18 protein-coding genes are annotated in these 19,779 nt (G+C 72.7%); 10 read left to right on the forward strand and 8 right to left on the reverse strand.

Annotation, left to right across the window (positions count from 1 at the left end; all coding sequences use genetic code 11):
• Nucleotides 1-3 precede the first annotated feature (3 nt).
• From HUT06_RS33170 to HUT06_RS33205, 8 genes are all read right to left on the reverse strand, one after another.
• Nucleotides 4-1,485, reverse strand: a complete 1,482-nt coding sequence (locus HUT06_RS33170) for an NADH-quinone oxidoreductase subunit C (RefSeq protein WP_176199303.1) — start codon at nucleotides 1,483-1,485, stop codon at nucleotides 4-6.
• Complete coding sequence (locus HUT06_RS33175; protein ID WP_176199304.1) at nucleotides 1,485-2,942, reverse strand: proton-conducting transporter membrane subunit; 1,458 nt, start codon at nucleotides 2,940-2,942, stop codon at nucleotides 1,485-1,487. The genes HUT06_RS33170 and HUT06_RS33175 overlap by 1 nt, the downstream gene beginning before the upstream one ends.
• Entirely contained in the window at nucleotides 2,942-3,601 is a 660-nt protein-coding gene (locus tag HUT06_RS33180; RefSeq protein WP_176199305.1) for a hypothetical protein, read from the reverse strand. Before HUT06_RS33180 ends, HUT06_RS33175 begins: the two co-directional genes overlap by 1 nt.
• Nucleotides 3,598-4,542, reverse strand: coding sequence for a respiratory chain complex I subunit 1 family protein (locus HUT06_RS33185; protein ID WP_254715513.1), 945 nt, complete (start codon nucleotides 4,540-4,542; stop codon nucleotides 3,598-3,600). The genes HUT06_RS33180 and HUT06_RS33185 overlap by 4 nt, the downstream gene beginning before the upstream one ends.
• The gene (locus HUT06_RS33190) at nucleotides 4,539-6,554 is read right to left on the reverse strand and encodes a proton-conducting transporter membrane subunit (RefSeq protein WP_176199306.1); all 2,016 of its coding nucleotides are present in this window, start codon (nucleotides 6,552-6,554) and stop codon (nucleotides 4,539-4,541) included. The genes HUT06_RS33185 and HUT06_RS33190 overlap by 4 nt, the downstream gene beginning before the upstream one ends.
• Nucleotides 6,551-7,036, reverse strand: a complete 486-nt coding sequence (gene nuoB, locus HUT06_RS33195; protein WP_254715514.1) for an NADH-quinone oxidoreductase subunit B family protein — start codon at nucleotides 7,034-7,036, stop codon at nucleotides 6,551-6,553. Before nuoB ends, HUT06_RS33190 begins: the two co-directional genes overlap by 4 nt.
• An 88-nt stretch (nucleotides 7,037-7,124) precedes the next feature.
• A complete protein-coding gene (locus tag HUT06_RS33200; RefSeq protein ID WP_176199308.1) occupies nucleotides 7,125-7,484 on the reverse strand; it encodes a helix-turn-helix transcriptional regulator in 360 nt (119 codons plus the stop codon).
• Between the two features lie 137 nt (nucleotides 7,485-7,621).
• Nucleotides 7,622-8,350 (reverse strand): hypothetical protein, encoded by a 729-nt coding sequence (locus HUT06_RS33205; RefSeq protein WP_176199309.1) that lies wholly within the window; start codon nucleotides 8,348-8,350, stop codon nucleotides 7,622-7,624.
• A 144-nt stretch (nucleotides 8,351-8,494) separates the two neighbouring features.
• Between HUT06_RS33205 and HUT06_RS33210 the strand changes: the two genes are divergently transcribed.
• From HUT06_RS33210 to HUT06_RS33255, 10 genes are all read left to right on the forward strand, one after another.
• Nucleotides 8,495-8,779 (forward strand): zinc ribbon domain-containing protein, encoded by a 285-nt coding sequence (locus HUT06_RS33210; protein WP_176199310.1) that lies wholly within the window; start codon nucleotides 8,495-8,497, stop codon nucleotides 8,777-8,779.
• A 40-nt stretch (nucleotides 8,780-8,819) separates the two neighbouring features.
• Nucleotides 8,820-10,067: a formamidase gene (gene fmdA / locus HUT06_RS33215; protein ID WP_176199311.1), complete on the forward strand. Its 1,248-nt coding sequence runs from the start codon at nucleotides 8,820-8,822 to the stop codon at nucleotides 10,065-10,067.
• 279 nt (nucleotides 10,068-10,346) lie between these two features.
• On the forward strand, nucleotides 10,347-11,879 hold the full coding sequence (locus HUT06_RS33220; RefSeq protein WP_254715515.1) for a cellulose binding domain-containing protein: 1,533 nt from the start codon (nucleotides 10,347-10,349) through the stop codon (nucleotides 11,877-11,879).
• A gap of 84 nt (nucleotides 11,880-11,963) precedes the next feature.
• Nucleotides 11,964-12,590, forward strand: a complete 627-nt coding sequence (locus HUT06_RS33225) for a bifunctional 2-polyprenyl-6-hydroxyphenol methylase/3-demethylubiquinol 3-O-methyltransferase UbiG (RefSeq protein ID WP_176199312.1) — start codon at nucleotides 11,964-11,966, stop codon at nucleotides 12,588-12,590.
• 5 nt (nucleotides 12,591-12,595) lie between these two features.
• Nucleotides 12,596-14,035 (forward strand): hypothetical protein, encoded by a 1,440-nt coding sequence (locus HUT06_RS33230; protein ID WP_176199313.1) that lies wholly within the window; start codon nucleotides 12,596-12,598, stop codon nucleotides 14,033-14,035.
• Between the two features lie 266 nt (nucleotides 14,036-14,301).
• The gene (locus HUT06_RS33235; RefSeq protein WP_176199314.1) at nucleotides 14,302-15,867 is read left to right on the forward strand and encodes a chitinase; all 1,566 of its coding nucleotides are present in this window, start codon (nucleotides 14,302-14,304) and stop codon (nucleotides 15,865-15,867) included.
• 10 nt (nucleotides 15,868-15,877) lie between these two features.
• Complete coding sequence (locus HUT06_RS44890) at nucleotides 15,878-17,644, forward strand: chitinase (RefSeq protein WP_176199315.1); 1,767 nt, start codon at nucleotides 15,878-15,880, stop codon at nucleotides 17,642-17,644.
• A 104-nt stretch (nucleotides 17,645-17,748) separates the two neighbouring features.
• Nucleotides 17,749-18,672 (forward strand): lytic polysaccharide monooxygenase, encoded by a 924-nt coding sequence (locus tag HUT06_RS33245; protein ID WP_176199316.1) that lies wholly within the window; start codon nucleotides 17,749-17,751, stop codon nucleotides 18,670-18,672.
• A 24-nt stretch (nucleotides 18,673-18,696) separates the two neighbouring features.
• Nucleotides 18,697-19,347, forward strand: coding sequence for a DUF305 domain-containing protein (locus HUT06_RS33250; RefSeq protein WP_176199317.1), 651 nt, complete (start codon nucleotides 18,697-18,699; stop codon nucleotides 19,345-19,347).
• A gap of 8 nt (nucleotides 19,348-19,355) precedes the next feature.
• Nucleotides 19,356-19,769: a cellulose binding domain-containing protein gene (locus HUT06_RS33255; protein ID WP_176199318.1), complete on the forward strand. Its 414-nt coding sequence runs from the start codon at nucleotides 19,356-19,358 to the stop codon at nucleotides 19,767-19,769.
• Nucleotides 19,770-19,779: the final 10 nt, after the last annotated feature.

Raw genomic sequence — 19,779 nt, forward strand, 5'->3', positions numbered from 1 at the left:
CGGTCAGAGGTCGTTGCCGGCGTAGGAGAGGTTGAAGCTCTTGTTGACCAGCGGGAAGTCGGGGACGATCGTGCCGCTGAGCGCCACCGGCAGGGCCGGCCAGTTGAGGAACGACGGGTCCACGATCTTCACTCGGGTCAGCGTCCCGTCCGGGGCGAGTTCGACGCGGTGGACGATGGCGCCGCGCCAGCCCTCCACGATCCCGACGCCGGCCGCGCGCCGGGGGCGGGTGGTCGGGGGCCAGGCGGAGACCAGGCCGGGGTTCATCGCGTAGGCGAGGTCGCGGACGATCTCGATCGACGCGGCGATCTCGCGCACGCGGATCTGGAAGCGGGCCAGCACGTCGCCGGTCCCGGCGGTGGGGACGGTCAGCGCCGGGCGCAGGTCGGTGAAGGGATGGTCGCGGCGGGCGTCGGCGTCCACGCCGCTCGCGCGGGCGACCGGGCCGAGGGCGCCGAGGTCGCGCGCGGCGGCGGTGGGCAGCGGCGCGGTGCCGGTGAAGCGGTCGGCGACGACGGTGTGCCCGAGGGCGAGGCCGGCGAGTTCGGCGACCTCGGCGCCGATGGCCCCCAGCGCCGCGGGATCGGGCACGGCGCGCAGGACGGCGCCGCCGAGCAGCACCCCGCCGCGCAGTAGCCGGTGGCCGGTCACGTCGGCGTTGAGCCTGAGCAGCTGCTCGCGGATACGTCCGAACTGGGCGTTCAGGATGGAGTGGCCGACGTCGTTGCAGAGCGCGCCGAGGTCGGTCACGTGGTTGTAGAGGCGTTCGAGTTCGAGCAGGAGGGCGCGCCTGCGCTGCACGCCGGGTGACACGGCGCACCCGGTGGCGTCCTCGACGGCGAGGCAGAAGGCGAGGGTGTGGCCGACGGTGGTGTCGCCGCTGACGCGTTCGGCCAGCGGCAGCGCGTCGCCCGGCGGGCGCCCGCGGAACAGCGCCTCCAGTCCCTTGTGGACGAACCAGAGCCGCGCCTTCAGCTTGAGGATGCTCTCGCCGACGACGGAGAACCGGAAGTGCCCCGGTTCGATCATCCCGGCGTGCACCGGCCCGACCGGGATCTCGTACACGCCGGGCCCGTCGACCCGGACGAACGGGTAGGGGCCCGCGGGGTCGCCGAACGGGGGCGGCGGCCCGGCGTCGGCGCGCATCGGGTACCAGCCGCGCGGCCAGTGGTGGTGCCGGACGAGCCGGCGCGGCAGCGGATGGCCGGTCGGGACGACCCCGTACAGGTCGTGCATCTCCCGTTCGAACCGTCCGGCGGGGAAGCTGATCGCGGCGAGGCTCGGCACGGCCGGGTCGTCGCGGCCGAGGCGGACGTGCAGTTCGGCGCGCCGGTCCGGGCCGGGCGCGGTGAACAGGTAGACGGCGCGGAGGCCGTCCGGGTCCTCGTGGGCGGCGGCCAGGGCGAGGCGGTACCCCTCGTCCAGGAGGGCGGCGGCGCGCTCGGGCAGCCGGGCGGGGTCGATGTCGTCGGCGGTCGTGGTCATCAGTGCGCTCCGAGGAGGGCGGCGGCGTCGAGGAGGAGCCCGTGCAGGGGGCCGAGGCCGATCCCGACCGCGGCGCAGACGGGCAGCCCGAGCAGCAGCGCGGCGGCGGCGCCGAGCGGTGGTCGGGACGGCACCGCGGCGGCGCCGGGGCCGGTGCGGGGGCCGCCGAGCAGCATCCGGGCCGTCCCGGCGGCGATGGCGGCGGTGGCGGCGAGCAGCAGCGCGAGCGCGGCGGCGACCGCCCAGCCGAGGCCGGCGGCGAACCCGGCGCGGAAGACGGCGAGTTCGCTGGCGAACAGGCTGAACGGCGGGAAGCCGAGGAGCGCGAGCACGGCGGCGCCGAACGCGCCGGCGGCCAGCGGGGCGCGGGCGGCGACGCCGCGCACGGCGCCGATCCGGCTGGTGCCGGCGGTCTGCTGGAGGTGCCCGGCGGCGAGGAACGCGACCGTCTTGGCGAGCCCGTGCCCGAGGATGTGCAGCAGGACGGCGGCCATGGCGAGCCGGGTCCCGATCGCGGTGCCGAGGGCGATCAGGCCCATGTGCTCGATGCTGGAGTAGGCGAGCATCCGCTTGTAGTCGCGCTGGCCGAGCAGCAGGGCGGCGGCGAGCGCGAGGGACGCCAGCGCGACGGTCAGCAGCAGCGTCCGGACGAACCCGGTGCCGAGCGCCGCGTCCGCGATCACCTTGACCCGCAGCACGGCGTAGAACGCGACCGACAGCAGGGCGCCGGACATGAGCGCGGACACCGGTGCCGGGGCCTGGCCGTGCGCGTCCGGCAGCCAGGCGTGCAGCGGCGCGAGCCCGGCCTTGGCGCCGAACCCGAGGACGAGCAGCGCGACGGCGATGCGCGTGACGTCGGGGTCGAGGCGTCCGGCGTGGGCGGCGAGGTCGGCCCAGCCGAGCGCGCCGGCGGCCGGGACGTGCGCCTGCTGCGCCGCGAAGTGCAGCAGCACGACGCCGAGGAAGGCCAGCGCGATCCCGGCCGAGCAGATCACGACGTACTTCCAGGCGGCCTCGGTCGCGTTGCGGGTGCGGCGGTGCCCGACGAGGAACGCGGTCACGACCGTGGTCGCCTCGATCGCGACCCACAGCATGCCGAGGCTGGCGGCCAGCACGGCCAGGGCCATCGCGGCGACGAACGCCTGCGTCAGGACGCCGTACCGGCGGGCGTCGCGCGGGGACGTCTCCTCGGCGGCCAGGTGGGCGGGGCTCACGAGCATCGCGGGCAGCGCGACGGCGCCGATCACGATGAGCATGAACGCGCTGAGCGCGTCGGCGCGCAGCAGGCCGCCGGGGGCGGCGTGCGGGCCGGTCGCGGCCAGCGCGATCCCGCAGGTCAGGAGCACCGCGGCGGCGGCGGCGCCCAGCCAGGACGTCGCGCGCCGCCACCCGAGGGCGGCCTGGCACGCGGCGGCCAGCAGCGGCGCCCCGATCGGGGCGATCAGCAGCAGGGTCATCAGTCGCGCAGCTCCCGCAGGTCGTCCAGGTCGGTGTCGCCGAAGGCGGCCCGCATCCGCGCGGTCAGCACCTGGAGCACCAGCACCGCCAGCAGGACGTCGAGCGAGACGCCGAGCTCCACGACGAGCGGCACCCCGGAGGCGGTGAGGAACGCGACCGCCGTGATGCCGTTGTCCATGAGCAGGAACCCCACGATCTGCGACACGGCGCGGCGCCGCGTCACCAGGACGAAGAGCCCGATCAGCACGACGGTGAGCGCGACCGGCACGGCGTGGGTCGCGGGCGTCGGGTCCAGCCGCACGATGGGGCGGGTGACGGCGTAGCAGAGCAGGCCGAGCAGCGCCGCGACGGTGAGCGAGGCGGCCACGTTGACCAGCGGCTGCGTCTCCCGGCTCGTCCCGTCCCCGGCCAGGGCGCGGCGCAGCAGCCACGGCAGCAGCAGCGTGCGCAGCGCCCCGATGCCCGCGGCCAGCGCGACCACGCCGGCCTCGCCCTCGTGGACGCCGAGGACCGCGATGAGCAGTGCCAGCGCCGCGCCCTGCAGCGCGAACAGCCGCACGATCGCGGCGAGGTCGCGGCGCCACAGCACCAGCACCCCGGCGAGCAGGAAGGCGCCGCAGGAGGCGTTGAGGAGCTGCACGTAGGTCGTGTGGTTCACGGCGCCACCAGGAAGAAGGACGAGGCGACGGCGAACAGGGCCAGCACGAACGAGCCGGCGAGCAGTTCCGGCACCCGGAACATGCGGAGCTTGGCCATGAAGACCTCGGCGGCGGCGAGCGCGGCGCCCGCCGCCGCGACCTTGGCGGCGACGGCGGCGATCCCGGCCGGCAGCAGGGCGAGGGAGTCCCCGGTGATGCCCCACGGCACGAAGAGGTTCGCCAGGAGCCCGAGCAGCACGGTCAGCCGCATCGCCGAGGCCCACTCGACGAGCGCGAGGTCGGGCCCCGCGTACTCCAGCACCATCGCCTCGTGGACCATCGTCAGTTCGAGGTGGGTGGACGGGTTGTCCACCGGCATGCGCCCCGCCTCGGCGATGACGACGACCACGAGCGCGACGAGGGCGAGCAGGCTCGCGGGGAACACGGCGCGCTGCGGGTCGTCGAGCGTCGCGGTGACGATCGCGCCGAGGTTGGTGGACCCGGCGCGCACCGACAGCGCGAACGTCGACAGCAGGATGGTGGGCTCCACGAGCGCCAGTACGACCATCTCGCGGCTGGCGCCCATGCCGCCGAACGCGGTGCCGGTGTCGAGGGCGGCGAGCGCGAGCGCGACCGTGCCGAGCGCGAGCAGCGCCGTCACGGCGAACAGGTCGGCCGCGCCGTCCAGCGGGGACCGGGTCGTGACGAGCGGGATCACGGCCGCGGCGACGAGCGTCGACCCCGCCAGGACGAGCGGCGCCATGCGGAACAGCGGGCCGGTGCCGTGCGGCGTGATCGGCTCCTTGCGCAGGAGTTTGCGCAGGTCGCGCCACGGCTGCAGGACGCCGGCGCCAGCGCGTCCCTCCGCTCTCGCGCGGACCTGCCGCATCAGCCCCACCAGCAGCGGCGCGCCGGCCGCGACGAGGACGACCTGGAGCGCCGCCCCGAGGATCCCGGTCACCGGACCACCGCCAGGGCGATCAGCAGGCCGGTGACGGCGTAGAAGCCGTACCCGACGTAGCGGTGCACGCTGCCGTTGGCCAGGCCGCGCGCCGCCTCCCCGGTCCGCGCCGCCGCCGCGAGGACGGGACGGTACAGCCGGTGCTCGACCCGGTCGCCGATCCGCGTCCGGTAGGTCACGCTGTCCACCAGGTAGGCCGACTCCTTCAGCGGGGTGACGTCGAGGTCGGTCTCGGGGGCGAGCACGTCGTCGAAGACCCGCTGCAGCGGCTCGGCGAACGAGGTCGCGGTGTACTCCATCCGCGCGGTCATCGGCCCGGCGCCGCAGTCCCACAGCCGGGCCGGGCGGCGCGCGGCCCGGCGCGTCGCGGCGGCGCGCAGCAGCGCGAGCAGGCCGACGGCGGCGACCAGCAGGAACACGGCGATGAGCAGCGGCGACACCGTGCCGGACAGCCCGGCCAGACGGAGCGTCACCGGGCCCGACACGGCGTCCGGCCCCGGCACGGCGACGGCCACCGGCCGCGCGATGGCGGGCAGGACGAGGCCCGGCGACAGCGCCAGCACGACGCAGGCGCCGGCGGCCGCGGCCATCGCGGCGAGCATCGGCGCGGGCGCCTCGCGGGCGCGCTCGGCCGCCGCGCCGCGGGCCCGCGCGAGGAACCCGACCCCGAACGCCTTGACGAACGTGGCGATCGCGAGCCCCGCCGACAGCGCGACCGCCGCCACGGCCAGCGGCATCGTGACCGCGGTGACCGTCCCGCCGCTCGGCAGGGCGTGGACGAGGCTCTGCAGGAGCAGCCACTCGCTGACGAACCCGTTGCCGAGCGGGAGCGCGGAGGCCATCAGCGCGCCGACGCCGAAGAGCGCCGTGGTCGCGGGCATCCGGGTCCGGAGGCCGCCGAGGGCGTCCAGGTCGCGGGTGCCGGTGGCGTGCAGGACCGACCCGGCCGCGAGGAACAGCAGCGTCTTGAACCCGGCGTGGTTGACGACGTGCAGCAGCGCGGCGGTCAGCGCGAGGGCGGACAGCGTGCGCGCGCCCGACGCCGCGAACAGCCCGGACGCTCCGACGCCCAGCAGGACCAGGCCCATGTTCTCGCAGGTCGAGTAGGCGAGGAGCCGTTTGAGGTCGGCGGCCACGGCCGCCTGGAGGATGCCGTACAGGGCCGAGAGGCCGCCCGCCGCCAGGACGATCAGCCACCACCAGGCCGGCCCGCCGCCCAGCAGGTCGAAGCCGACCCGCACGATCCCGTACACGCCGAGGTTGACCATGGCCGCGCTCATCAGCGCCGACACGTGGCTCGGCGCCTCCGGATGGGCGCGCGGCAGCCACACGTGCAGCGGGGCGATCCCGGCCTTGGACGCGAACCCGGCGAGGACCGCGAGGAACACCGCGGCGCGTCCCGCCGGCGGGAGCCCGTCCGCCGCCGCGCGGAGCCGCTCGAACGACTCGCCGTGCGCGGCCGCCGCGAACCCGGCGAGCCCGGCGAGGATCACCACGAGCCCGAGATGCGTCATGACCGCGTACCAGAGCCCCGCCGCGCGGACCTCGTCCCGGCTCCGGTGCTCGGCCACGACCAGCAGCAGGGACGCCAGCGCCATCAGCTCCCATGCCGCCAGGAACGTGCTCGCGCTCGCCGCCGCCGGGACGAGCGCCATCGCCGCCACGAACACCGGGAGCATCGCCTGCGGGACGCGTCCGCCCAGGTCGCCGTGCCGGGTGTAGCCGATCCCGTAGACGGCCGCGCACACGGCGACCGCGCCCGTGACGGCGAGGAAGAGGCCGCCCAGCGGGTCCAGCGCCAGCCGCGCGCCCGCGAGTGGCAGCAGGCCGGGCAGCCGGGCGCTCCACTCCCCGCCCAGCATCGCCGCGGTGCCCGCGGCGGCGGCGGCCGCGCCCCCGGCCGCCGTGAGCGTCCCGACCGCCGCCCGGCGGGCCCCGCGCGGCAGCACGAGCCCCGCCACCGCCGCCGCGAGGTTCAGGGCGAGGGCGGCCGCGAACGCGGTCGGCGTCATCGGCCGGTCAGGCCGCGCAGCGCCGCCACGATCGCCTCCGGCGCGGGCGGGCAGCCCGGCACCTCGACGTCCACCGGGACCACGTCGCCGACCGCGCCCGCGACCCCGTACGCCTCGGCGAACACGCCGCAGTCGCGCGCGCAGTCGCCCAGCGCGATGACGACCTTGGGTTCGGGGACGGCCTCGTAGGTGCGGCGCAGCGCCGTCTCCATGTTGCGCGTGACCGGCCCCGTCACCATGAGCGCGTCCGCGTGCCGGGGCGAGGCAACGTGCCGCGCGCCGTAGCGCTCCGCGTCGTACACCGGGCCGAACGCCGAGGCGACCTCCACCTCGCAGCCGTTGCACGACCCCGCGTCCACGTGCCGGACCTGGAGCGATCCGGCGAGGTCGCGGGCGCGCTCCGGAAGCGCGGGCGCGGGCGCGGGGGGCGCGTCCTCGGCGGCGCGGCCGGTCGTGCGGATCTTGCGGAACAGGTCTCTCACACCGCTCCCCGGACTCGATGGTGACATGCGCAATTGCCGATTTTAGCAACTCGTAAGCATACAAAAGCCGTCGATCGGACCGCGTCCGTCAGCCGTGTTCGCGCGTGCGCCCGCCGGCGGGCCCGGAGGCGCGCATCTCGTCCAGCAGCTCCGCCTGCCCGGACAGCACCCCGGTCAGGATCTCCCGCGCCACCGCGAGCAGCTCCGCCACGCGCGGGCTGGTCAGCGAGTAGATGACCGACGCCCCCTCCTTGCGGGAGACGACGAGGCCGGCCCGGCGCAGGACGGCGAGCTGCTGCGACAGGTGCGCCGGCTCGATGCCCACCTCCGGCAGCATCTCGGCCACCGCGTGGTCGCGCTCGCTGAGCAGCTCCAGCACCCGGATCCGCGCCGGATGCCCCAGCGTCTTGAAGAACTCCGCCTTCAACTGGTACAGCGGAGCGCTCACCGCGCCCACCCGCGGACCATCCGTGGCACCATCTCCTGGCTCTCCCCGCCGGAGTAGCAGCATGACAAATCGCCAAGGCTAGCAACCCCCCGCCCGGGGTTCCGGCGGCGGCTCGGGGCCGCCGCCGGGGGCGTGCGTCAGCGGACGTCGACGTAGTCGTCGCGCGACTTCTGCCGGTCGAAGTTGCTCGTGCCGGGGAAGTAGGCGCGCCAGATGCCGTCCCGCTCGGCCTTGAAGCCCTTGCGGAAGCGTCCGTCCCTGGCGGTCTTGGTGGACCCCATGTACGACCAGGTCCTCGTGCCCTTGGCCATGAAGTAGACCCGGATCGTCTTGCCCGAGTACGCGGTGTACCCGAGACCCAGGTTTCCGACGCGGCGGAGGCGGCCCGAGACGTAGAGCGTGCGGCCCTTGCGGACCGGCTCGGGCGCGGCGTTGTAGCTCTGGATGACCGTGTCGAACTTCTCGTACCAGTACTTCTCGCGGCTCCCGAGGGCCTTGCCGCTCCGGTTGTAGGCGACGACCCTGACCCGCCACTTGCCGAGGTCGTCGGTGGTGGACGGGCAGCCCACGCCCCAGCCGACCTGCTGGCCCGGCAGGACGCGCTTGTAGACGGGCCAGGTCTCGCCGTCGGGCTCGATCACGTACGCCTTGGAATAGGCGACGCCGGACCCCTTGGTGCCCCAGGCCCAAACGTCCATGGCGCAGGACTTGTTGTACTCGCCCTTCCCCACCGAGACGGCCTTCGGCACCTCGATGCGGAACTGCAGCGCGGCGGCGCCGGCGGCGCCGGCGGTGCCTCCGACGAGCAGCCCTCCGCCGAGCGCCAGCGCGGCAACTCCGGCGGCAAATCTGGAATACCTCGACATATCACCCCTTGTCATAGATCGGGACGATCATGTCAGTGAACGGCGGCGACTTCCAGCGGAATACCGCTCTTCCCGCCGTCCGGCAGCCCGTTTATCGGCCGTTCTCCGCGGAATGGTCCGCCGTGGAGGCATTGGAGGCTTGCCGTGGCCATCTACCAGTACCGGTGCGCGGGGTGCGGACCGTTCGACGTCTCGCGGCCGATCGGCAGGGCCGGGCCGGCGGAGCCCTGCGCGTCCTGCGGCGGCGAGGCGCCCCGCGTCTTCACCCCGCCGCTGGTCAGCCGCACGTCGCGCCCGCTCGCGCGCGCCTACGACGCCCAGGCGGCCAGCGCGCACGAACCCCGCGTGGTCGGACGCCCTCCGGCCGCGCCCCCGCGCGCGCCCGCACCGCCCGCCGACCCCAGGCACGCGCGGCTCCCGCGCCCTTGACCGGAAACAGAGAAACGCAGGGAAACCACCGGAGGAAAAGATGCCCGAGGTCGTGTTCAGCGTCGACCAGTCGAAATCCATGCGCGACCAGAGAGTGCCCGGTCACAACCGGTGGCATCCCGACATCCCCGCGGCGGCGACCGTCCGCCCAGGGTCGCAGATCCGGATCGAGTCGCGGGAATGGATGGACGGGCAGGTCGGGAACAACGACTCGGCCAACGACATCCGGGACCTGAACCTGAACGTCAACCACATGCTGAGCGGCCCCATCGCGGTCGAAGGCGCCGAGCCCGGCGACCTGCTCATCGTGGACATCCTCGATATCGGCCCCGTCCCGCAGGAAAAGGGCGGTGTCGCGGGGCAGGGCTGGGGCTACACCGGCATCTTCGCCCGCGATAACGGCGGCGGTTTCCTCACCGACTACTTCCCCGACGCCTACAAGGCCATCTGGGACTTCCACGGGCAGCAGGCCACCTCGCGCCACATCCCAGGGGTGCGCTTCACCGGCATCACCCATCCCGGCCTGTTCGGCACGGCACCGTCCGCCGACATGCTGCGCCGCTGGAACGCCCGCGAGCAGGCCCTCATCGACACCGACCCCGGCCGGGTGCCGCCGCTGGCCCTGCCGCCCGAGCCCCAGGAGGTCCTCGCGGGCCACCTCGGCGGCGCCGACCTGGAGCGCATCGGACGCGAGGGCGCCCGGACCGTCCCGCCGCGCGAGAACGGCGGCAACCAGGACATCAAGAACTTCAGCCGCGGCTCGCGGGTGTTCTTCCCGGTCTTCGTCCCCGGCGGCATGCTGTCCGGCGGCGACCTGCACTTCAGCCAGGGCGACGGCGAGATCACCTTCTGCGGCGCCATCGAGATGGGCGGCTTCATCGACCTGCACATCGACCTCATCAAGGGCGGCATGGAGAAGTACGGCGTCACCACCAACCCGATCTTCATGCCGGGCAACGTCGAGCCGCGCTACTCGGAGTTCATCTCCTTCATCGGCATCTCGGTCGACCACGAGACGGACACGAACCATTTCACCGACGCCACGCTCGCCTACCGGAACGCCTGCCTGAACGCCATCGAGTACCTGAAGAAGTTCGGCTACACCGGCGAGCAGGCGTACCTCATCCTGGGGGCCGCGCCGATCGAGGGGCGGCTCAGCGGCGTCGTCGACATCCCGAACGCCTGCTGCTCGCTCTACCTGCCGACCGCCATCTTCGACTTCGACGTCCGCCCGACGGCCGACGGCCCGCGCCGCGCCGACCGCGGCCAGTGCGCCGTGACGTCCTAGACCGCGCGAACCCGCCCCCTCGCCGGGCGGTGGCCTGACGAGGCCACCGCCCGGCGAGACTTTTTCCGGCCCCCGCCGAACTGGTCCGGCCCGCCAGCGGGACTGGTCCCGGCGGCCCTCCGGCGGCCGCCGGAAGGGGGGTTGCCAGCGCGCGTCCGGCCGGTTACCGTTCAGGCGATTTATAGGAAAGTTTCCTATCAGAAAAAGGGAGGGCACGCGGCACGACCCGCTCGGGGTTCGGGGGATTCCCGCTCATCCGTCTCCTTCCCGGGAGTGACCTTGCGAAGAAAACTTCTCCCCGGTTTCCTGTTCACCGCCCTCGGCGCCCTCGTCCTGGCCCTGCTGTCCCCCGTCCCGGCGAACGCCGCCGCGACGGTGACCGCGACGTTCGCCAAGGCGTCCGACTGGGGCTCGGGCTACGAGGGCAAGTTCACGATCAAGAACGACACCGGCTCGGCGATCTCGTCGTGGAAGGTCGAGTTCGACCTCCCGTCCGGCTCCTCCGTCGGGACCTACTGGGACGCGCTGCTCACCGAGTCCGGGCAGCACGCCACGTTCACCAACCGCGAGTACAACGGCGCCGTCGCCGCCGGCTCCTCCGTCTCGTTCGGCTTCATCGTCGGCGGGTCCGGGACGCCCCAGGGCTGCACGCTCAACGGCGGCTCCTGCGACGGCGGCTCGACCGAGCCGGGCACGCCGTCCGCACCCGGCGCCCCGGCCGTCACCGGCAAGACGGACACGTCGCTGACGCTCTCGTGGACGGCCTCGTCCGGCCAGACCAGCGGCTACCGCGTCTACGAGGGCACGTCCGTCAAGGCGACGGTGACCGGCACGAGCACCACCATCGGCGGCCTGGCCAAGTGCTCCAGCCACACCTACACGGTCAGGGCGTACAACGACGTCGGCGAGTCCGCGGCGAGCGCGCCAGTCTCGGCCACCACGACCGGCTGCACGGTCCCGCCCGTCTCCCGGCACGCCGCGCCCTACCTGTACCTCGGCTGGGGCAACCCGCCGGACCCGGCCACGGTGATGAACGCGTCCGGGGTCAAGTGGTTCACGATGGCGTTCATCCTGTCCGGCGGCGGCTGCACCCCGGCGTGGGACAGCAACCGGCCGCTCAAGGGCGGCGTGGACGAGCAGGCGATCAGCAAGATCCGCGCGGCCGGCGGTGACGTGATGCCGTCCATCGGCGGCTGGTCGGGCAACAAGCTCGGCCCGAACTGCGCCACGCCGCAGGCCCTCGCGGGCGCCTACCAGCAGGTCATCGACGCCTACGGCCTCAAGGCCATCGACGTCGACATCGAGAACAGCGACGAGTTCGAGAACGCGGCCGTCCAGGACCGCATCCTCAACGCGCTGAAGATCATCGAGCAGAACAACCCCGGGATCCAGACGATCCTGACGATGCCGACGCTCAACACCGGACCGAACTACTGGGGCAAGCGCCTCATCGACCGTGCGGCCGAGCTCCAGGTCCCCGTCGACATCTTCTCGATCATGCCGTTCAACTTCGGCGGCGGCGCCGACATGTACGGCAACACCGTCCATGCGTCGGAGGGCCTGAAGGCCGCCCTGACCTCCGCGTTCGGCTGGTCGGACGCCGACGCCTACGCCCACATGGGCATCTCCGGCATGAACGGCAGCTCCGACCAGGGCGAGATCACCACGACCGCGATCTGGACGCAGATCCGCGACTGGGCCAAGTCGCACGGCCTGGCCAGGCTCACCTTCTGGTCGGTCAACCGCGACCGCCCCGGCAGCGGCACCGACCAGACCGACTGGCAGTTCACCAAGATCACCGCAGGTTTTTGACCCACCCCCGAAAGAGCGGCCCGCGTCCCCCCTCCCGGGACGCGGGCCGTCCCCTCGCCGGCGGGCGCGCCCTACCCTGCCGACATGGCCACCGACCCCACCGACCTCGTCCGCACCGGCTACGACGCCCTCTCCCAGCACTACCGAGGCGACCACGAGACGATCGAGCACTACGACCGCTGGCTCGACGACCTGCTGGCGGGCCTCCCCCGGCAGGGGGACGTCCTGGACATCGGCTGCGGCTGCGGCGTCCCCGTGGCCCGGCGCCTCGCCCGCGCCGGCCACCACGTGACCGGTGTCGACATCAGCGACGTCCAGATCGAACGAGCCCGAGCCCTGGTCCCCGGCGCCGCCTTCATCCGTGCGGACGCCACGGACCTCGACTTCCCGGCGGCGTCCTTCGACGCCGTGGTCTGCCTCTACGCGCTGATCCACATGCCGCTCGACCGTCAGCCCCGCCTCCTGCGCGCCATCGCCCGGTGGCTGCGCCCCGGCGGCCGGCTGCTGGCGACCACCGGCCAGGACGCCTGGACCGGCACGGACGACGACTGGCTCGGCGGCGGCGCCACCATGTGGTGGAGCCAGACCGACGCCGCCACCTACCGCACCTGGCTCCACGAGAGCGGCCTGGAGGTCACCGAGCAGCGGTTCGTCCCCGAAGGCGACACCGGCCACGCCCTGTTCTGGGCGACCGCCGGTACTGGATCATGACCCGCATGGCCCGTTTCCGACGCGATGCCGCACTCGTTCCGTTTCCGCGCGAACTCCTTGACCAGGTCGTGCGCGCACTGCTGGACGCGGCGGAGCAGGCACCGATATCCGAAGACGGGTTCGCGTTCGGTGACGCGACCATCGACGGCGTCCGCCTGCTGGAGGGCCGGCACCTCGCCGCCGGGGCCCGCTACCGCGGCGAGACGGACGACCTGACCGTCGACGTGCACGTCCCCACCTGGAACCGGGCCGGCGAGTCGCGGATCGAAGCCGCGGTCGTCTCCGGCGGACACACGGTCAACCTGCGGCTGGATCTGCGGATGTCGGCCCGGCGCCTCCACACCGTCCGCATCTCGGGCGACTACCAGGGCCCGAAGCCGTTTCGCGGACTGCGGCGCGCACGCTGGGAGGGCGAAGTGCGGGCCGAGGAGTGGTGGTCGCCGCTCGGGCCCAAGGCGTCTCCCATCTCCGTCCGGGTCGTCCATCCCTTCGCCTTCGCCGATCTGGGGATCACGCGGCGCAAGGACAAGCGAGGCCAGTGGACCGTCCGGACCACGGCGCGGTTCGGCGGACGCTCTCTCCTACGGCCGTTCGCAGCGGTCGGCCTGGCCATCGCGCGAGGCCGTATCCAGCGCGCAGTGGACGAGGGCTTCGCCGGCGCCGTGTCCGCCTGGAACAACGAAGTTCCCCGCATGGTGAAGCACGGCATGCGGGAGCGGCTCGACTTCGAGCATCGCGTAACGCTCAAGGCCGTTTCCCGCGAATGGGCCGAAGAATATACAGCGGCCCTCCATCAGGGAATCGAGGAACTGCGCTTCTCCAAGGGCCGGCTCGTCAAGAAGGAGCCCGGCGCTTTCAGCATCCGGCTTCTCACGGGAAAGCACATCGGACCCGGCACCCGCTACCGCATCGCCTTCGTCCCGGAAGACGAGGTCGAGCCGCTCGATGTGCACGTCGCGGCATGGAGGCTCGACGGCCCCGACCGCATCGAGTTCAACAGCTCGGACGACGGCCAGACCGGCTATTTCGAGATCGACAGCGCCCGCAGACCCACCGCCGTCCGCGCCGGGTTCACCGGCGCCTTCGAGGGATACTCGCAGGCCGAAGCATCGGCAGAGGCCGACCTGAAGCGCTGGTGGGGCGACACTCCCGCGCCCCTCCTCACCGGCAAAGCCGACAACCCGGCGGGCGAGGCGTCCATGACCGTCAACCGAGCAAAAGACAACGACGGGGAATGGACGGTCGACGTCACCGCAACCGTCAAAGGCCGCGCCTGGGCAGGGCACCTGGTGCCGGTCGCCGGGCTCGTGCTCGGTTCCGCACTGACGAGGTCATTCCGCGAGAGCGTGGACACGTACGCCGAGAAATGGAACGCCGCCGCTCCTGGAGCCGTCACCCCGCAGCAGGCAGCCGACTCCACGCTCCGCGCCGTCCTCGACCGCTAAGGCGCTGACCGTACCCCGTCGCGCGCTGTTGGCAAGCATTGCCGAAGAAGGCTCGATTTCATGGCGTTTCATGCTGATATTCGGGCGGGGTCGGAGTGGTTCGGTGTCCAAGCTGGGGTGGTCTGACCAGGGGCGGAACATCAGGGGGTTGCCCAGGTCACGGACGCTGGTTATCTTGCTCGCAAATAGATAGGAAACTTTACTGTCAAATGCGGTCGATCGGGGTTCGGGGGAATCCGCCAGCGTCGAAACCGAGGGAGTAGCCCTTGCGCCCCCGCTCGGTTCTCAGTGTCCTCGCCGTCCTCCTGCTCGCCCTGCTCGTCCCGGCCACGGCGCACGCCGCCGAGGGCGCGTCCGCGACGTTCAGCAAGCCCTCCGACTGGGGCTCGGGGTGGGAGGGACGGTTCACCCTCACCAACGGAACCGGCGCCGCGATCAACGGCTGGCGGGTCGAGTTCGACCTGCCAGCCGGGACGTCCGTCGGGTCCTACTGGGACGCCCTGCTCACCAAGGACGGCCAGCACAACACGTTCACCGACCGCGGGTACAACGCCGCCATCCCGGCGGGCGGCTCGGTCACGTTCGGCTTCCTCGGGAACGGTCCGGGAAGCCCGCAGAACTGCACCTTCAACGGTGAGCCCTGCGAGGGCGGTCCGCCCGACCCCGGCGGGCTCGGCACTCCGGGGTCCGTGGCCGTCACCGGCAAGACCGACACCTCGCTGACGCTCGACTGGGAGGCCGCGGCGGGTGAGCCCACCGGGTACCGCGTGTACGAGGGCGCGACGGTGAAGGCGACCGTCACCGGGACGACCGCCACGATCACCGGGCTCGCCAAGTGCGAGACCCACACCTACACGGTCAAGGCCTACAACGCCGAGGGCGAGTCGGCCGCCAGCGACGCCGTCACCGGGACGACCAGCGGATGCGCGACCGGCCCCCTGCCCCGGCACTTCCTGACCGGCTACTGGCACGACTTCGTCAACCCCGCGCAGGAGCTCAAGCTCTCCCAGGTGCCGGACGAGTACGACCTCATCGCGGTCGCGTTCGGCGAGGCCACGGCGCGGGCCGGCGAGGTCACCTTCCGCGTCGACCCCGAGCTCTCGACGGCCCTCGGCGGCTACACCGACGCGCAGTTCAAGTCGGACATCGCCGCGCTGCACGCCAAGGGCAAGAAGGTCATCCTGTCCGTCGGCGGCGAGAAGGGCGCGATCCGGGTGGCGGACGGCTCCGCCGCGCAGCTCTTCGCGACCACCGTGTACGGGCTCATGACCGAGTACGGGTTCGACGGCGTCGACATCGACCTGGAGAACGGCCTCAACCCGACCTACATGGAGCAGGCGCTGCGCGCCCTGCGCGCCAAGGCCGGCGCCGACCTGATCATCACGATGGCGCCGCAGACGCTCGACATGCAGTCCACCGGCGGCTCCTACTTCCAGCTCGCGCTGAAGATCAAGGACATCCTCACCGTCGTCAACATGCAGTACTACAACTCGGGCGCGATGCTCGGCTGCGACCAGAAGGTGTACGGGCAGGGGACGGTCGACTTCATGACCGCGCTGGCCTGCATCCAGCTGGAGGGCGGGCTGCGTCCCGACCAGGTGGGGCTCGGGCTGCCGGCCGGGCCCGGCGCGGCGGGCGGCGGCGTGGTGGCGCCGTCGGCGGTCAACAACGCCCTCGACTGCCTGGCCAAGGGCACCGGATGCGGCTCGTTCACGCCGTCCCGCACGTATCCCGACATCCGCGGCGCGATGACCTGGTCCATCAACTGGGACGTCACCAACGGCGGCGGCTTCGCGAGCACCGTCGGCCCGCACCTCGACACGCTGCCGTAGGAGGCCGGAGATGCGAAGGATCTGGGTCCTCGCGGCGCTGCTCGCGGGGCTGCTGGTCGGGGTCACGGCCCCGGCGCAGGCGGCGAACGTCCTGGCCAACGCCGGGTTCGAGAGCGGGTCGCTGAGCCCGTGGGCGTGCGACGGCGGGTCGGTGGTGTCGAGCCCCGTCCGGACGGGGAGCCACGCGCTCGCCGGCGGGGTCACGGCGGGCAGCACCGGCCAGTGCGCGCAGACGGTGGCGGTCCAGCCGAACACCGCCTACACGCTGTCGGCCTGGGTGCGCGGCAACTACGTGTACCTGGGCGTGACCGGCGGGACGTCCACGTGGACGCCGTCGGCCGCCGACTTCACCCAGCTGTCGGTGACGTTCACGACGGGCGCGAACCAGACGTCCGCGCAGATCTTCCTGCACGGCTGGTACGGCAACGGGGCGTACTACGCGGACGACGTCGTCCTCGACGGCCCCGGCGGCGAACCGCAGCCGGGGGTCCCCGGAACTCCCAGAAAGCCGCAACTCGGAACAGTCTCCGACAACTCGGTCGCTCTGAACTGGGGCGCGTCGTCGGGGACGGTCGCCGGGTACCGCGTCTACGAGGGCGGCACGGTGAAGGCCACCGTGACCGGCGGGACGAGCGCCACCGTGTCCGGCCTGGCGGCGTGCAGCTCGCACACCTACACGGTCGCCGCGTACAACGACGTCGGCGAGTCGGCCAAGTCCGAGCCCGTCAGCGCGCGCACGACCGGCTGCGTCAACACCGGTCTGCCCAAGCACGCCCTGATCGGCTACATGCACGCGAGCTTCGCCAACGGCTCCGGCTACGTGCGGATGGCGGACGTCCCCGACGCGTGGGACATCATCGACCTCGCGTTCGGCGAACCGACCTCGCCGACGTCCGGTGACATCCGGTTCACCCGGTGCCCGGTCAGCGAATGCCCGAACGTGGAGAGCGACGAGGAGTTCATCGCCGCGATCCGCGCCAAGCAGGCACAGGGCAAGAAGGTGCTGATCTCGATCGGCGGCCAGAACGGCCAGGTGCAGCTCACGACGGCGGCGGCGCGGGACGCGTTCGTCCGGTCGGTCTCCGCGATCATCGACAGGTACGGCCTGGACGGCCTCGACGTCGATTTCGAGGGCCACTCGCTGTACCTCAACGCGGGCGACACCGACTTCCGCAACCCGACGACCCCGGTCATCGTGAACCTGATCTCGGCGCTGAAGTCGCTGAAGGCGAAGTACGGCGCGAAGTTCGTCCTGACGATGGCGCCGGAGACGTTCTTCGTGCAGGTCGGCCACCAGTTCTACGGCGGTTCGAGCGGCGGCGACAACCGCACGGGCGCCTACCTGCCGGTGATCGACGCGATGCGGGACGACCTGACCGTCCTGCACGTCCAGGACTACAACTCCGGACCCGTCATGGGCCTGGACGGCCAGTACCACACCATGGGCGGCGCCGAATTCCACATCGCGATGACCGACATGGTGAAGGCCGGGTTCCCGGTCGCCAACACCGGTCACACGTTCCCCGGGCTGCGTCCCGACCAGATCGGCATCGGGCTGCCCGCGGCGGTCAGCGCCGGCAACGGGTACACGCCGCCCGCGCAGGTGCAGCAGGCGGTGAACTGCCTGGTGAAGGGCTCCGGCTGCGGCGGCTACACGCTGCGCGGCGGGACGTCCCCGGACCTGCGCGGCCTGATGACCTGGTCGATCAACTGGGACCGCTACTACGGCTGGGAGTTCGCGAACAGCCACGAGCCCTTCCTGAACTCCCTGCCCTGACCCCTGGCCCGCCCCGCACCGCCCCTGTCCCGCACCGCCCCCGCCCCGCACCGCCCCCTTCCCCAGCCGCCTCGCGGCACCCACCCCCACGGAGGAAGAAGCACATGAGATCGATCCGCCCCAGGGCCGCCGCGGTCGCGGTCGCCGTGCCGGCCGCGTCCGCGCTGGTCGTGCTCGGCACCGCGACGGCCGCCAGCGCGCACGGCACGATGTCCGACCCGCCGAGCCGCGTCTACACCTGCTTCCTGGAGGACCCCGAGACCCCGCAGTCCGACGCGTGCAAGGCGGCGGTCGCGGCCAGCGGCACGCAGGCGTTCTACGACTGGAACGAGGTGTCGCTGCTGAACGCCGGCGGCCGCAGCCGGGAGATCATCCCGGACGGGGAGCTGTGCAGCGCGGGCCGGGCGAAGTTCCGCGGCCTGGACCTGCGGCGCGCCGACTGGCCCGCGACGCCGATGAAGGCGGGCCAGCAGACGATCACCTACCACGCGACCGCGCCGCACTCCGACAGCAACTTCGAGTTCTACATCACCCGCGAGGGCTGGGACCCGACGCAGCCGCTGCGCTGGGCCGACCTGGTCCCGCTGGCCTCGTTCACGCACGTGAACCCGACGACCTACACCAAGTGGACGCTCACCATCCCGCCGCGGACCGGCCGCCACCTCCTGTACTCGATCTGGCAGCGCGTCGCCTACAGCGACGAGGCGTTCTACACCTGCTCGGACGTCGAGTTCGGCGGCTCCAACACCCCGACCCCGACGCCCACGCCCACCCCGACCGACACCCCGACGCCCACGCCCACCCCGACCGACACCCCGACGCCGACCCCCACCCCCACTCCCACCGAGACCCCGACCCCCACCCCGACACCGACCGGGACCCCGAGCGGCGGCTGGCAGGCGGGGACGTCCTACGCCACCGGCGACCAGGTGACCTACAACGGCGTGACCTACGCGTGCCTCCAGGGGCACACGGCGATCGCCGGATGGGAACCGCCGAACACGGCCGCGCTCTGGCGCCAGGTCTGAGCGCGGCACGGTGAGGCGCGCGCGATGAGCGGCCGAGCATGGTCCAGGTCCGCCGCGGCGCTGCTCGCGGTGTGCGGCCTGCTGCTGATCGTGCGGTGCGGGACCACCGGCGGATCCCCGTCCGGTGGCCCCGCGCCGGCGGCGCGCGGCGGGGCCGGCTTCAACGCGACCGACGTGATGTTCCTGCAGATGATGCTCCCGCATCAGGAGCAGGGCGTGAAGCTGGTCCGGCTCGCGGAGCGGCGCCGCGTCCGGCCCGAGGTGCGGACGCTGGCCGCGGCGATCGAGACCACCGAGGTCGCCGAGGCCCGGCAGATGCAGGGGCAGCTGCGCAGCTGGCGGCGGCCACTGCGTGCCGACCCGGGCGCGCACGCGGCGCACGGCGGGATGCCTCAGACGACCGAGGCCGAGCTGAAGGCCCTCGGGAAGACCCCGCCCGACCGGTTCGAGCGCGCGTTCCTCAACCTGCTGATCGCCCATCAGGACGACGCCGTCCAGATGGCGCGGCTCGAGACCGGCAAGGGCCGGGACGCGTGGACGAAGCGGCTCGCGGGGCGCGTCGAGCGGTCGCGCTCCGCACAGATCGACCAGATGCTCGCGTTCCTCGGCGCCCAGGCCAGAAGCTCCCCGACCTACAAGAGCTCCCCGACCCAGCAGAAGCTCCCCCAGAAGTAGGTGTACGCATGCGCAGATTAATCGGCATCCTTCTCACGTTCGTCGTGGTCGCGGCGCTGGCCGCCGCGCCCGCGCGGGCGGCCGACCGGCTGACGGCGGCGTTCAGTCTGTCCGGGACGACCGGTAAGTACGTGGTCAGCAATCCCGGGACGTCCGACGTGACCGGCTGGAAGCTGACGTTCGAGCTGCCCTCCGGGGTGACGGCGAGCGACCCGCAGAACGCCACGCTGACGCAGAACGGCACGAAGGTCACGCTGACCCCGGCGTTCTACATCAACACCGTCAAGGCGGGCGGGAGCACGGACCCGTACAGCCCGGCGTTCACCTTCAGCCGGTCCGGCGCCGAGCCGACGAGCTGCCGGGTCAACGACGCCAACTGCGACGGGTCGGCGGACGTCCCGCCTACCTCACCTAACACATAACTCTTAAACT

Source organism: Actinomadura sp. NAK00032 (assembly GCF_013364275.1).
GTDB lineage: Bacteria > Actinomycetota > Actinomycetes > Streptosporangiales > Streptosporangiaceae > Spirillospora.